A 14,499-nucleotide genomic window follows, 5' to 3' on the forward strand; every position below is an offset into this window, starting at 1 on the left:
TCTTGCACGCAGGAGGGATAAATTGTCAACTCGTCTTAGCAAACGAGCGTATTAGTCATTTCTAAGTATTATTTTATAACTTATGCTTGGCGATTGACTACGCACAAAATGTTGAGCTATAAATTTAAATAATACCTTTTATGCTAAAATACTTGTTGTGAGTGCACTTAGTTGTTTGGCATCGGGATTATGGATACTTACTGCAGCTACAGCAGGTAAATATAAGAAATGTTCTGCTTCCTCCCATTCAATTTCGGCCGGGAATAATCTTAAGTTGGGAAGACATTTATTTAGGAGTGTGCAAAAAGTTAGATCGGCTGGAAAGGGACGAACATGCATATACCCCAAGCTCATTGCCGCCATTGCTTCGGAAATTGTTGCAACTCCAGGTAAATAATTCATTGAATAAACATTTGCTGTTTGAGCTATCGCGGGTAAATAACCAGGACTGGTTGCAAAGTGTACACCTGCTTGATAGCAGTTTTCCAATTGTTGCGTATCAATAATATTACCAGCACCTATTCTAACCGATGGGCAGTGTTTGATTGCTTGTTCCAATAATTGTTGATCCGTAGAGTTAATTTCTACTAAATCGAATCCTGCTTCTCGAATTTGTTCTATTCTTTCAAATAAGAAATTGTCTACATCTAGTGATATGATTACAGATTGATTGCCCAGTAATTTATCTAAGATCATGGTGAATTCCGCCGATAATTATATTTTTAGTAAACAATATTTCATATTGGTTAAAGCATAAAACCCAATGTTAGAAGAGTTAGCTTATAATGGCAAGCATATTGTTATGCTTATTCAAATAAATTAATAAACCCATTCATTTTAAAAAAAAGGAAATTTGGCTACCTAATCAATTGTAGCCTGGATATTGTTTTTTCGATACCTTAAGGCGTGTTGACAATTCATCCCCACCGCCTGGATCAACTATGTCTCAACAAAATTTTAAATTATTAATAATTATTCATGATGAAAAGACTTGACTCAAATTAAAGTCTCTTATTCTGGCATTAGCAATAACAATATTTTTATGTTTAGGATTGTAAGCGGACGTTCTTAATCAGGAGTCCTTTCAACTATTCAAACGTTTCGAGAGCAGGGCTAGAGTACCTTGAGCCAGACGTTGTTTCAACCTGCGCCGCGACGGTTGATCAAGCCTGTGTCCTTTATTGTTACAATAAGGGGCTACTCTCTTAATGCCATTATACAAATTTATTAACTTACAATGCCGCAACCAAGTCGCGGCACGTAAGTGGTGGGGATGAACTGTCAACACGCCTTAATTTCTAAGCTACAAGATTCTTTCTATTGTTTGATAGGCGCATTGCGTGGCTCTTGTTGTGGTTCTTGTTGTAGTTCTAATGGGCTTTTTAACGAGGTTACGTCAGGATCATATGGGTTTTGTGAGTTAGTAGCCATATTTTTCAGGAGATCTTGCATTGTTGCATCAGGAACAGGCGCTGCACTCAAAGTGTTTTTTAACCATGCCTTAAACTTTTCTGGATGTTTCAATATATCTGCTAAATTTTCTTTCTTTTTGGAATTTTTAGGATCTTCAGTCAACTCCTTATCCTTGTCCTTTTGGTATTGATCAACTAAAACTTTAGTTGCTTCATTTTTAGCTTTGGGATTAGGAATTTCTTCTACAAACTTGAATAACATTCCCCAGGTCATGGGCTTTGGGGAGTTCTTTACAAAATTACCAAAGACCTCATCCATAGGACGGGGTGGGGTTGGTGAAGGCTTGGATACTGCATTAGGATGATTAGAAATTGAAGCTACTTTTTGTGGCGTCATGGATGATTGAGGAACATTTAAATGTGGGTTTGGGGTTAATGCTTGTTGCATTAACTTTGCTCGAGCTGCGTGCATTAAATTAATTTGATTTTGGAGCATTCTGTGTTCCGCTTTATCTCTTGCGAGTTGCAACGCATTTAATTGCAATTCCTCTTTTTTGGCATCATGTAGAGCATGTTTAACAACTTGAAGATCTTTTTTTGCGTGGGTATACATTTGGTGGCATTTGGATTTTTCTTCTTCATTCATTCCAGACAATGTTTGTCCTTCTTGTAGGAGATAACATTTATCGTTGTCTTTTTCTATCTTATGATTTCTAGAGAGAACAAAAACTGCATTTTTGAAGGTAATTGGCTTTCCATTTTCATCCTCAAAACGTCCATTCGCATCAGCAAATCGCTTTTCACCTTTTAGAACAGATTGTATATCTTCCAGGTTTCTTATTTTGTGGTCGCATTTTTTTGACTTGTGTTCTAACTTGCTTTTTTCCTGCTGGTCTTCCGTAGCATTAATCGATTCATCAATCTCAGTTTTTTCTTGATTAAGTTTAGCTATTTCTTCATTGATTTGTTCTTCATTGTCCGCTGTATACATATCGGAGGATTCATAAAACTCATCAAGACTTTTTTCATAATCATCATACTTTTCGGTAATTAATTGCTGTTCTTTTTCTAATTTTTCTATGCGTGCACTAAGCATACGTTGATCTTTTGACAGTTTGTCTATAGAAGTATCATAACCCCTTAATGTGTTATTATAATCGGATTTAGGTTTAGAAGGCTGGCTTGATGACGTTTGATGTTCTTCTTTAAGCACCTTTTCCTGTTGCTCCATTATTATTTCTTCTTGAATTTTTTGAGCATGGGCTTCTTCTTCTAGTAGCCAATGAAATAAAAAAGCTCTTATCCGCTCCTGTTCTATAATTTGTTGCTGGATTTCAAATTGCAGCTCTTCTTCACGAGCACGTTCAAGGGATATTTCAGTGCCAATCTCATGAATTACTGTTTCTCCTGCTGGCGTTAATAAAAAAATTTTTATATCCTCAGGATTTTTTAAGCCATATTTACTTAGATCGATACTTGAGGGATTAGGATCCATATCACTTTCTGACAAAGACAATCGAATTTCACTTGAGTCTTGCTTTAATTGAAGCTCACCAGAGTCTTGTTTTAATTGTATCGCTTCATCCAATTTTTGATTGATAGTTTCTAGTTCCAATTGTGTAAACTGTTTTAGCGGAGCCTCAGAAGCAATTTCTAAAAGTTCGGTTGTCATAAATTTTATATCCTATTCACATCATCTTGATCTAATTATACACAATATTACTCGATAAAACATGAGCTCCCTGAGGCATTTACTGAGAATACCACACTAAATACAATTACTAATTGATTGATCTTTAGAATTAATGATTTTTTCCTTCCTTGATTTTTTTATTGAAAATAATTCTTGGTAATGAGATGGGTTATGATGGCATTCATTTTGAAATACGGACTGATTATTAGTATTTAGTAATGCATATAATAAGCAATGACTGTTTGAATGAGGAATGAGTTCATAGCGCCTGGGATCGCTGCAATAATATTTTGCATCATCTGATATAGAGTGTAATTTAAGATCTTCTTGTGCAAATGCCCAGTGATATAATTGCCCTCTTTGATTTTCAATGAATGATAATGCAGTTTGTTTTACTGCACTTGCCTTGTTGTCTATCCAATTACATGCAGAGGCAATTCCTTTTGAACTTGCTGAAAATAAAATACCAAAAGATTTATCCCAAGCTTCTCCTATTGTAATTAATACACTGCCCAAAGCAAAAGTCATTATTCGAGTTATAGGGTCTAGGACAGTGAGAAATAATCGAGTGGAGAAAGAAATAACATCAAGAATAGGTAATATAGCCAGGTTTTTGGCTAATTGCAAAGGTGGCAAATAGAGAGCACGAATGATGTTGATACTAATATTGGTAAATGGATTATCTGAAAAATGTCCAAAAGGCCAGGTAAAACCGTACAGGGGTGAAAATCTGAAATTAGCAATTAAATTTTCTGAAGGTTCTCTGGTAGAAAAAGCTATTAATAACTCACCAGGCGCACTGATATTACCAAGAATAGCAAGAGTTTTTATAAATAAAATAGAAATACCACGAAATGGCACGTGAATTAAAAGAGCGCTTAACTCAACTAGTGGAATGGTGAGTAAGGCTAAGGAAAAATCAATGCTTGCCGCTAATATTTGTTTGCTTAAACTCTTAAGAAGAATTCCGCTTTTTTTCCATCCTTTAAGAAAACCGTTACTAAAACCATAATAATATCCTTCAAAAAAAGGGGAGATGCATAATTTACCTAAAGTAAGAAAGCCTTTACATAACCATTTACAGGTTCCAAGAAACCAATCATCTCCAGGATGCATAATTGTATCATATAGAGCCGCGCCTCCTTTCCCACCTAGAGCCGCGTAATTGGTATAGGGGAAATCACCCATTTCCTCTCCTAAGGAGGGTATAAGCTTGGTTAAACCATAGCCTAACCCAAGAGCTAAGGCTGCAATAATAGCAATTTCTCCTGGATCTTCTTTAAGTACGCTGATCGCTTCAATAAAAAATTTATCGAGATTACCTCCAGCTACCGTGGTTTGCCAGTAGATTGCTGAGGCTGAAATGGCCTCAGGAATGGTTCCGTGACTCAACCACTGTGCTAATTTTTGGGTTGGTTCAATACCTGCAATTAAACCATGTAAATGGAGTTTGGTTAAAATTGATTTGAGTAATTCGGGTGCAAGCACCGCGCCACCGCCATATGCATATGCCGCCATTGCTAAAGTACCGATTAAGGGTTTTTGTTCACTAATATCTATAAAAAAACCCGCAGCATGGCGTATCACTCCTAAAATGCGATGCATGGGATTATCGTAAGGATGGGGGCTTGGAGGATGCTTGGGACGCGCAATGATATAGGGGCTTTTGCTAATTTGCTCCTTAATAAACTCCTCCAAAGTTTGCCCTGTGGTTAAAAGCCCTTTATTTTCCAGTGCTAAAATGAGAGAGTTTCGTATTTTAACTCTTCCTTCGTTAAATTCATCTGAATTTTGTTTCGCCGGTTTTGGGATGTGTGTTTCATGAATATGATTGAAAAATTCATCTTGTAAATCACGAACAATAAATTGGTGCATACTTTTGTAAAATTTATTGAAAAATCCTGGGATCCGTGAAATAAAAGCCTTTAGCTTTAGACTGGCGCGTTCAGGTAAGTAAAGATGGCGCTTGCTAATTTGTCCCAGAGTATATAGATCTTGTCCTTCTGGTAATGGATAGAAAAGTTTATCGTGAATAAAATAGCGTAATTCTACTACTTTGTTTTCTAGTCTTATCAGAATCAGCTCTTTATTTGGAATAATTGCCCAGCTGCCATGAGAATGTTGGCTGATTGCTTTTTTTGCATGCTGCATGTCTTTTGCAAGGATAGGTTCGCTGGAAATATTGGTGAGTCTGTAGATTAGGCTTTTTAAATCAAGATAACCTTGTTGTGGGAATCCTTGAAATCGATAGTAAGGGCTTATCTGAGTCAGGGTAACCCCATCCAGTCGCTTTTGTATTTCTGTTTTATGCTCTGGTTTGGCATCCATAGCCAAATAATTGATCCAATCATGGCCATCATCCCATAATTTCCTGAAAAATGTTTTAAGTTGGGCAAATCTGTTTGCTGGAACATCGATTAGATTGCTTGCAGGAGGTAATTTATAGTAATGACAAATGACTCTTAGGGCATCATCCAAATCTTTATTATTATGCCCTATATGAAGTTCACTATCCCAAATAAGGCAGGGTAACTTTTGTTGTTGTCCCCCATTGCTTTTTATTATTTTGCTAAAATCCATTTGATCTTGTCGTGATACGGGATAGACACGATTAAAGGAGTAATGCTGTGCTGTTTTATGAGCCTCATACAGGACGTTGCCTAAGTATCCTTCTGATATTAAAGGGGATGTTGCTAATAAGCGATTTTGACCGGAGCAAAGTCCTACAATTTCAATTACTTTTCTTCTTAATGTTTCGTGGCCCTCATGATCTTGGTTGTTTAAACGCCTTTCTTTTTTTAACAATTTTTTTAAAGACCCAATGCATTCATTAGCGAGTTTCAGTTTTTGTTCTTGTATTGGTGTCAGGGGATGGTTGTAACTCGCGGATCGGATACAATAGCGATGAATTTTACTTATTACATTCGCAACTAACGAAGAGGGTCTATCACCCGGAAGAAGTTGGATTAAATCCGGTTGATGTGTGAATAACATAAGCTGCACGGTTTTTTGATTATGATTGGCAATTAAACGAAGTATGTCTCCTCCAGGAAGAAGGTATTCCATATTATAATGGCCATATAATACTGTTCCTGCTTCATAGCTAAAGGGACTGCCCGTTAGAGTGGGCAATGCCTGATGACGATGGGGCATAATGGTTAAGGGAACAATAATTTGGGTGTGGCCATTTGTTGTTACAAAATCAGGCATTAGAACGTTCCGTTGTTCACATAGTGGACAGGATACTTGGTTTTTTAGTGAAATATCAAGTGGCTCAAACCGTATAGCTAGAAATTTTATAGGGGCACTGATACAATGTTTTAAAAATAAACAAAATAGCTATTCTCTTTATGATTGAGACATTGCAGACAAACCCTGAGAGATAAAAAAATTACTCAGAACAGCTTCGGGCTGTAGATTTCAAAGAGTGCGCTTCTTTACTTAATTGTAATGTAGGGAAGACAAAGTGGTTATATGAGTAGGGATCAATATTAATGACAAGTTATTGTGGCTATATCGCATTAGTTGGTAGGCCTAACGTAGGCAAATCAACACTACTTAATTGTATTTTGCAGCAAAAGGTAAGCATTACCTCAAAAAAACCCCAGACAACGCGGCACAGTATTTTAGGTATATGCACTGAAGGAGATTATCAATTTGTTTATGTGGATACACCGGGTATTCACCAGGGAAACAAAAAAGCCATGAATCGTATGATGAATAAAACAGCGATTAGTGTATTGCGTGATGTAGATGTGATCGCTTTTTTAGTCGATGGTACTCATTGGAAGGAAGAAGACGAATATGTTCTAAGTTTGGTGAAACAAGCCAAAGTACCCAGTCTTTTAGTGGTTAATAAAGTGGATAAAATTGACGATAAAGATAAGTTGTTACCTTGGATAGAGCAAATGAGTGCAAAGCACGAGTTTGCAGCGATTATACCTATATCGGCAAAAACAGGGATGCAGGTTGATGAATTACAGGCAAAACTACAGGCTTATTTACCTGAGGGACCGCATTTGTTTCCAGATGATCAATTAACCGATAGGCCCACAAAATTTTTGTGTGCAGAACTTATACGTGAAAAAATATTTCGCTTTTGTGGGCAAGAATTACCTTATTCTGTTACTGTAGATATTGAATCGTTTAAGGATGAGGGTACTCTTGTACGTATTCATGCCTTGATATTAGTTGATAAAGATAATCATAAGCGTATGATTATTGGTGATAAAGGACAAAAGTTAAAAGAAATAGCAACAACTGCCAGAATAGATATGGAAAAGTTATTAGGCAAAAAGGTTTTTCTCCAATGTTGGTGTAAAGTGAAATCAGGCTGGTCGGATGATGAGCGTATTTTAAAACAACTCGGCTATGACTAGGACTGTAGAGGCATGGGTTTTACACAAACAATGGTCTGGGGACACCAGTGCCCGAGTCAGTTTTTTGACACGCGAGTTTGGCATAGTTCAATGCCTTTATAAAGGAGGGCGTACTCCTAAAAAACAGGCGCTTTTACAAGCTTTTACCCCTTTATGGGTAAGTATTGCTGAGCGTTACGATCGGTATTATATACAATCTATTGAAAGTATCTCATCAACATTGCCACTCATAGGCAATGCTCTTTTTGCAGGCTTATATATCAATGAAATTCTTTATTATGCTCTAGCCCCTAATTCTTCCGACTCGATGTTGTTTGAAGCTTATTTATTCACTTTAAATAAACTGGTTTCAACAAAAGATAGATTAGTATTAGAAGCTCTGTTAAGACGCTTTGAATGGACCTTGCTGCGAACTTGCGGTTATTCTTTTTCATTAACTCAGGAAGCTAGAACTGAAAATTTGATTCTTGCTGAATTGCATTATCAATTTATTGCTGGTGAAGGGTTTGTTAGTGATAGTGGAGGCATCCCTGGTGAACATATTCTAGCATTAGCACAAGATAATTTAAGTGACACAGCCTATCTTAAATCAGCAAAAATAATAATGCGCCAGGCTATAGACCATCTCGTAGGAGGGCGCGAAATTAAATCGCGATCTTTGTATTTTGTAGAAGCTAAATAAGACACTACGTTATGAAGTTGGCAGCACATATATTGAATCAACTTGTGTTTAACTCCGGATGAACCTTATACTCTTAATTTTGATATGTAAGGTGTAGAATGAACAAGCCGATATTCTTGGGTGTTAATATTGATCATATAGCTACTGTACGTCAGGCGCGCGGTACTCGTTATCCTGATCCTGTTCAAGCTGCAATTGATGCAGAAGAAGCGGGTGCAGATGGGATAACCTTGCATATGAGAGAAGATTTACGGCATATACAAGCTCGTGATGTTCGTTTAATTAGACAAGTGCTGCAAACGCGTATGAATCTTGAATTAGCAGTTACTGAGGCGATGCTTAATTTTGCTGAAGAGATTTCTCCAGAACATACGTGTTTAGTTCCTGAAAAAAGGGAAGAGCTTACGACTGAAGGTGGTTTAGATATTATTACCCACCATAAAATCGTAGAACAGGCAGTGAGACGTTTGCAGGCTATGGGCAGTGAAGTATCTTTATTTATTGATCCTGATTTGGAACAGATTAAGGCAGCTGCTGAAATAGGTGCTCCTGTAATTGAATTACATACAGGATGTTATGCAGATGCAACAGGGGTTGAGCAGCAACAGCATGAACTCGAGCGAATAAAGCGCGCCGCAGAATATGCAGCAGGCTTAAATCTCATTGTCAATGCGGGTCATGGGCTCAACTATCATAATGTGCAGTCTATTGCAGCTATAAAAGAGTTGCATGAACTTAACATAGGCCATGCTATTATTGCCAGAGCTTTATTTTGTGGAATGAAAGAGGCTGTAAGGCATATGCGCCAATTAATGCAAGAAGCGAGACTTTATGTCAACAACTGACGTGATTGTAATTCGGATTACAGGAGATTCTGGCGATGGAGTGCAATTGGTTGGTGAACAATTAACTCTTAGTGCCGCACTTACTGGACGTGATGTACGAACTTTACCCGATTTTCCTGCAGAAATCAGGGCCCCGGCAGGCACAATATCGGGAGTTTCTGGTTTTCAATTAGCAATGGCAGAACATGCTATTTTTACTGCGGGTGAATCCCTTGATGTGCTTGTTGCTTTAAATCCTGCGGCTTTGAAAAATTCCTTACAATATTTAAATCAGGGTGGTTTACTGATTATCAATGAGGATAGTTATCAGGTAAAAGATTGGCAAAAAGCAGGTATTGATAAAAGCTTTCTTGACAATTGCTCTGGAAATTATCAGATTATTTCATTTCCTTTAATTACACAAACATTACAGGCTGTTAACTCTCTTGAATTAACAAAACCTCAAGCTACAAAAGCTAAAAATTTTTATATTTTAGGATTAGTATTGTGGCTGTTTGATTTGCCTACAGCAGTCTGCGAAGCATTTATTGCTAAAAAATTCAAAACCAATATCGTAATTGCCCAAGCGAATCAATTGGCTTTATTAGCTGGGTATAATTATGCCATGACCTTGGAATTAAGTCGGCGTGATTATATGTTAGGTGAAGTTCGCCGCGAGACAGGGGAATATCGACAAATAACTGGTGTTGAGGCGGTAGGATTAGCGCTTGCGACACTTGCTACTTCGACGCAAGTACCCATGTTAGTTTCTGGTTATCCAATTACACCTTCCTCTGCTATCCTCCATGAATGTGCGCGATTGACTGATTTTGGCGTGCAGTTATTACAAGCAGAAGATGAAATTGCAGCAATTTGTGCTTGTATTGGAGCTGCATACGGGGGAAGATTGGCTTTGACCACAACTTCCGGTCCTGGTCTTGATTTAAAGAGTGAAAGCCTTGGATTAGCAGTAGCGGCTGAATTACCCCTGGTTGTACTTGATGTACAGCGTGCAGGTGTCTCCACTGGATTACCAACTAAAACAAGTCAAAGTGATTTAAGGCAAGCTCTATATGGACGTCATGGAGAGGCTCCATTGCCTGTTTTAGCAGCTCAATCAGCTGCGGATTGCTTTTATACTGTTTTGGAGGCATTTTATTTAGCGATTAAATATATGACTCCAGTAATTGTCTTACTCGATGCTTATTTAGCTAATGCTGCTGAACCTTGGAAAATACCTGAAATGGGATCATTAAAACTACCTAAAATCGAATTTAATCGTTTTCCAAAACCATTTATGCGCGACGAATTTTTAAGTCGTAGCTGGAATAAACCAGGTACTCCAGGGCATATTCATCAATTAGGTGGATTAGAAAAACAAGGAGATGATGGGAGGGTAAGTTATGATGCAGAAAATCATCAAAAAATGGTTCATTTACGTCAGCAAAAAATTAACGGGATTGCCCGTGAATATAACCCCATGATCATTGAAGGAAATGTTAATGCTTCAATCTTATTAATTGGCTGGGGTAGTACCTATGGTAGTTTAAAATCTACTGTTTTACAGTGTTCAGAACAAGGGCTGGCAATTGCGTATATTCATTTACGTAATCTAAATCCTTTGCCCAATGATTTAGGGGAACTATTAAAAAAATACAGTAAAGTATTCGTTGCAGAATTAAATAGCGGTCATTTATGCCAAATTCTCCGTGCAACTTATCTAGTGGATGTACAAGCGATTAGCCAAACTAATGGTCAGCCGTTTACTGTCAGTTATTTAGTGAATACTCTAAAAACGGAAGTACATTATGAATAAGAATTTAAAACGTGAAGATTTTACCAATGCAACTGAGGTGCGCTGGTGTCCTGGTTGCGGCGATTATGCCATTTTGATGGCGTTACAAAAAATGCTCCCTGAGTTGGGTTTACCTCCAGAACAACACGTTTTTATTTCTGGAATAGGTTGTGCGGGTAGATTGCCCTATTACATGAATACTTATGGCTTTCATACTATTCATGGCCGAGCTACTGCAGTGGCGACTGGCTTAAAAGCCACTCGCGATGACCTAAGTGTTTGGGTAATTACGGGTGATGGTGATGCCCTAAGTATTGGAGGCAACCATTTAATTCACATTTTGCGCCGCAACGTGAACGTAAATATACTGTTATTTAATAATCAGGTATATGGTTTAACTAAAGGCCAATTTTCGCCTACTTCACAAAAAGGACAAATTACTAAAACATCACCTAAGGGCGTGATTAATGAGCCCGTGAATCCGCTTGCTTTGGCTCTGGCCTCAGGTGCAAGTTTTGTTGCTCGTGCAGTAGATAAAGATCCTCAGCATCTAGGATTAATATTAAAGAAGGCACATGAACATCCAGGGTGCTCTTTTGTAGAAATTTATCAGGATTGCAATATATTTAATCATGGTGCATTTGATGAGTTCGCGTTAAAAAATAATCGAGTTGAAAATACGGTTATATTAGAAGAAGGACAACCTTTGTTATATGGCTTGGAACAAGAAAAGGCACTTCATAGACAAGGAGATGAGTTTGTTTGTATTTCAAACTCGGATAAGGAGCTTTATCAGCACGATCCAAGTAATTTTATAGCTGCTATGCAATTAGCTTCGTTATCTTTCCCTGCCTATCCGGTTCCTTTGGGGATTTATTATCAAAAGACAAGGGAAGTATTTAGTCTAGAACAAACATTAAAGAAAACAGTCGAGGATCTCCCTGATCTTTTCAAGACCAAGGATACCTGGTCACATACTTGATTGCTTACATCCAGGGATTTTCACCTTACAATACATTAATACAATCTTGAGATGAGAACTTCCTTTTTTAAAAATCACTCTAATCGATACTAAAAAAGAAGATGATCAATTCAATTTTTTACTCTATTCTATAAGTTACATAAAAGGGACTGATAGAGTAGTAATGAAAGAACCAAGAATATTCCTACAGCTTAGTATCTTGTTTTCTTGCATGACTATTGTGCTGGGCAGTTCTGTTTTGATTGGATGGTACTCTGGAATCACTTGGCTGTTGCAGTATCAGGCTAACACGATTGCCATGGTATATAATACAGCGTTATCTTTTTTGATTTTTGGTATTTGCCTACTATTTTTGCTTTTTCATTATTATAAAATCTGTCAATTTCTAAACATAATAGCTGTTACCTTTTCTATATTAGCACTTCTTCAATCAGCAACGGGAATTAATCTGCATATTGATGAATTATTTTTTCATCATTATTACAGTAGTTCAAATTTGTTCCCAGGGAGAATGGCGCCAAATTCATGTGTTTCATTTATTATTGTCGGGTTGGTGATCCTTATTATAGGTAGAGATAAATTGTCGTTTCGAATGGGAGTAGTCGCATCAATTTTTGCCATTATCTTGTTTTTTATGTCTTTATTGTTTGCAAGTGGTTATTTTTCTTCGCTAGAAAGAGCTTATCAATGGAGTCAATTTACTCCAATGGCTCTTAATACGGCTATAGGTTTTATACTGCTCTCATTAACGCTATTATTCTCACTACTCTATAGGTGCCAATATCACGGTATCTCTGTATGGCCTGCAATGCCATTGATAATTGGTCAGGGTATGTTTTTAATAAACAGCATGCTCGCCCTATCCGTACACGAACAAGAATATATAAACCATGTTCCATCTTTATTGCCATTAGTTATATTTATACTTGGTACAATTTTTACATTAATGTTTTCTTCATTATTCTATTATGTACAGCTTGAAAGACAGCGCTCAAAAGAGGAAAAAAAACTCAGAGCTTTAACTGAAGCAACACTGGATGCCACTAATGATGGTATTCTTGCCTGGAATAGAAGAGGGATTATTACTCATTGTAATTCTAAGTTTACCGAGTTATGGGAGGTTCCTGCGAAAGATGTCAAAAACTATTCTATCTTTGATTTACTTGTCAACATGAGTGAAAAAGCAAAGAATAAGGAAAATTTTCGTGAATTAATGGATATCCTTATCCAACCATCAGAGAGCCGGAAGCGAATAACTCTAGAGCTAAAAGGCCCTCGATTTTTAGAGGCTTCTATGCAAACTTCAAAATCCAAAGAACTTCCACTCATTCAAGTGTTAAGTTTTCATGATATGACGGTTGTCAAGAATCTTGAAAATCAGATGATACATCGTAATAAGCATGATTTAATCACTGGACTGCCTAATAAATCCTCTATATTTGATATTTTAGACACTGTTATTAAGGATTTAGTAAATGATAATCACAAGTTTGGCGTCTTTATTGTAGATATTGATAGATTTAAACAAGTAAACGATGTTTTTGGACACAGCAAAGGTGATCAGCTTTTATGTATGATTGCCGAACGATTAAATGACGCTGTCAAAAACCTGGGCACCTTGTGCAGTTTGGGGGGGGATCAGTTTGTTATTCTTTCATCGCTGAATCATCATGTTTCCGCTAAAAAAATCATTAAAGCAGTTCTATGTGCTTTGAAGCCAGCTTTTGAGTTTGATCACAGTTACTTGACACTGTCATGTGCTATTGGAGTGGCGATTTGTCCTCAAGATGGAATTAAAGCAGATGAATTGTTAAGGTGTGCTGATATTGCCATGATCAGAGCAAAAGAACAGGGTAGAAACTCTTTTGCCTATTATACAAAGAAGCTTAGTGAATACACATACGAGCGCATGTTGGTTGAAAATGAACTTTATATGGCGTTGGAAAATGAAGAATTTAAGTTGTTCTTTCAACCATTGGTTGAGTTGAAAACTCAAAAAGTTATTGGCTTAGAAGCATTGTTGCGATGGCAAAATCCGCGATTAGGTCTTTTAAGCCCTGATAACTTTCTCCCTTATGCGCATGATTTGGGGCTTTTAACTAAAATAGGTACCTGGGTGTTGAATGAAGCCTGTAGCCAGCTCAATATTTGGCGACAACAAGGACATCATTTAATTAAAATTTCTATAAATGTAACTGCTCAGCAGTTTAAACACGCCCAGTTACTTCATGATATTAATAAGGCATTAGATCATTATGCTTTGCCAGGTTCATGTCTTGAAATGGAATTGACTGAACAAACCTTGATACAAGGCTCTGAAGAGGTAATATCGACACTAAGGGAGTTACGCAAGAAAAAGATAACGATCGCTTTAGATGATTTTGGTAAGGGATACTCAAATCTCAACCGTATTAAAAACTTTCCTCTTGATAAGTTGAAAATTGATCAATCATTCATATCAAATTTGATGTACAGTGAAAATAATAAAAATCTCATTAAAGCCATCATTTATTTAGCTCAAACACTAAATCTTTCTGTGCTCGCAGAGGGTATAGAAAATCAAGATCAATTAAATTTTCTTATTGCTAACAAATGTGATTATGGGCAAGGATTCCTGCTTGCTAAACCGATGCCTTCCTCTGATACCTTGCATTTTCTAAAGAATTATAAACACGGCATTATTCCCATAAACCTTGGTTAAGTATCCTCTATCAGTAAAACCTAAAGTTACT

At 37.1% G+C, this 14,499-nt stretch carries 9 protein-coding genes; 6 read left to right on the forward strand and 3 right to left on the reverse strand.

Going from position 1 to position 14,499, the window contains the following annotated elements; genetic code table 11:
• Window positions 1-138: 138 nt before the first annotated feature.
• The 3 genes from EKG34_RS16595 to EKG34_RS16605 form a co-directional block, all read right to left on the reverse strand.
• A complete protein-coding gene (locus EKG34_RS16595) occupies window positions 139-696 on the reverse strand; it encodes a bifunctional 4-hydroxy-2-oxoglutarate aldolase/2-dehydro-3-deoxy-phosphogluconate aldolase (protein ID WP_003636832.1) in 558 nt (185 codons plus the stop codon).
• A 621-nt stretch (window positions 697-1,317) separates the two neighbouring features.
• A complete protein-coding gene (locus EKG34_RS16600; RefSeq protein WP_003636833.1) occupies window positions 1,318-3,084 on the reverse strand; it encodes a hypothetical protein in 1,767 nt (588 codons plus the stop codon).
• Between the two features lie 96 nt (window positions 3,085-3,180).
• Window positions 3,181-6,315 (reverse strand): hypothetical protein, encoded by a 3,135-nt coding sequence (locus EKG34_RS16605; RefSeq protein ID WP_003636835.1) that lies wholly within the window; start codon window positions 6,313-6,315, stop codon window positions 3,181-3,183.
• Between the two features lie 284 nt (window positions 6,316-6,599).
• Between EKG34_RS16605 and era the strand changes: the two genes are divergently transcribed.
• The 6 genes from era (at window position 6,600) to EKG34_RS16635 (ending at window position 14,468) form a co-directional block, all read left to right on the forward strand.
• Entirely contained in the window at window positions 6,600-7,484 is an 885-nt protein-coding gene (gene era / locus EKG34_RS16610) for a GTPase Era (protein ID WP_003636836.1), read from the forward strand.
• Entirely contained in the window at window positions 7,477-8,166 is a 690-nt protein-coding gene (recO, locus tag EKG34_RS16615; protein WP_003636837.1) for a DNA repair protein RecO, read from the forward strand. Before era ends, recO begins: the two co-directional genes overlap by 8 nt.
• Before the next feature lie 98 nt (window positions 8,167-8,264).
• Window positions 8,265-9,011 carry a pyridoxine 5'-phosphate synthase gene (gene pdxJ / locus EKG34_RS16620; protein ID WP_003636838.1) on the forward strand — a complete coding sequence of 249 codons (747 nt, stop codon included), beginning with the start codon at window positions 8,265-8,267 and terminating at the stop codon, window positions 9,009-9,011.
• Window positions 8,998-10,806 carry a 2-oxoacid:acceptor oxidoreductase subunit alpha gene (locus tag EKG34_RS16625; RefSeq protein ID WP_003636839.1) on the forward strand — a complete coding sequence of 603 codons (1,809 nt, stop codon included), beginning with the start codon at window positions 8,998-9,000 and terminating at the stop codon, window positions 10,804-10,806. Before pdxJ ends, EKG34_RS16625 begins: the two co-directional genes overlap by 14 nt.
• Window positions 10,799-11,767, forward strand: a complete 969-nt coding sequence (locus tag EKG34_RS16630; protein ID WP_003636840.1) for a 2-oxoacid:ferredoxin oxidoreductase subunit beta — start codon at window positions 10,799-10,801, stop codon at window positions 11,765-11,767. The genes EKG34_RS16625 and EKG34_RS16630 overlap by 8 nt, the downstream gene beginning before the upstream one ends.
• A gap of 163 nt (window positions 11,768-11,930) precedes the next feature.
• The gene (locus EKG34_RS16635) at window positions 11,931-14,468 is read left to right on the forward strand and encodes a putative bifunctional diguanylate cyclase/phosphodiesterase (RefSeq protein ID WP_003636841.1); all 2,538 of its coding nucleotides are present in this window, start codon (window positions 11,931-11,933) and stop codon (window positions 14,466-14,468) included.
• Window positions 14,469-14,499 lie beyond the last annotated feature (31 nt).

Origin of the sequence: Legionella longbeachae (genome assembly GCF_004283175.1) — a bacterium.
GTDB classification, from domain to species: domain Bacteria; phylum Pseudomonadota; class Gammaproteobacteria; order Legionellales; family Legionellaceae; genus Legionella; species Legionella longbeachae.

What these genes read in the sequence shown, in the direction of transcription:
- EKG34_RS16595 (WP_003636832.1), bottom strand. Translation starts at nt 696, where the DNA reads ATGATCTTAGATAAATTACTGGGCAATCAATCTGTAATCATATCACTA.
- EKG34_RS16600 (WP_003636833.1), bottom strand. Translation starts at nt 3,084, where the DNA reads ATGACAACCGAACTTTTAGAAATTGCTTCTGAGGCTCCGCTAAAACAG.
- EKG34_RS16605 (WP_003636835.1), bottom strand. Translation starts at nt 6,315, where the DNA reads ATGCCTGATTTTGTAACAACAAATGGCCACACCCAAATTATTGTTCCC.
- era (WP_003636836.1), top strand. Translation starts at nt 6,600, where the DNA reads ATGACAAGTTATTGTGGCTATATCGCATTAGTTGGTAGGCCTAACGTA.
- recO (WP_003636837.1), top strand. Translation starts at nt 7,477, where the DNA reads ATGACTAGGACTGTAGAGGCATGGGTTTTACACAAACAATGGTCTGGG.
- pdxJ (WP_003636838.1), top strand. Translation starts at nt 8,265, where the DNA reads ATGAACAAGCCGATATTCTTGGGTGTTAATATTGATCATATAGCTACT.
- EKG34_RS16625 (WP_003636839.1), top strand. Translation starts at nt 8,998, where the DNA reads ATGTCAACAACTGACGTGATTGTAATTCGGATTACAGGAGATTCTGGC.
- EKG34_RS16630 (WP_003636840.1), top strand. Translation starts at nt 10,799, where the DNA reads ATGAATAAGAATTTAAAACGTGAAGATTTTACCAATGCAACTGAGGTG.
- EKG34_RS16635 (WP_003636841.1), top strand. Translation starts at nt 11,931, where the DNA reads ATGAAAGAACCAAGAATATTCCTACAGCTTAGTATCTTGTTTTCTTGC.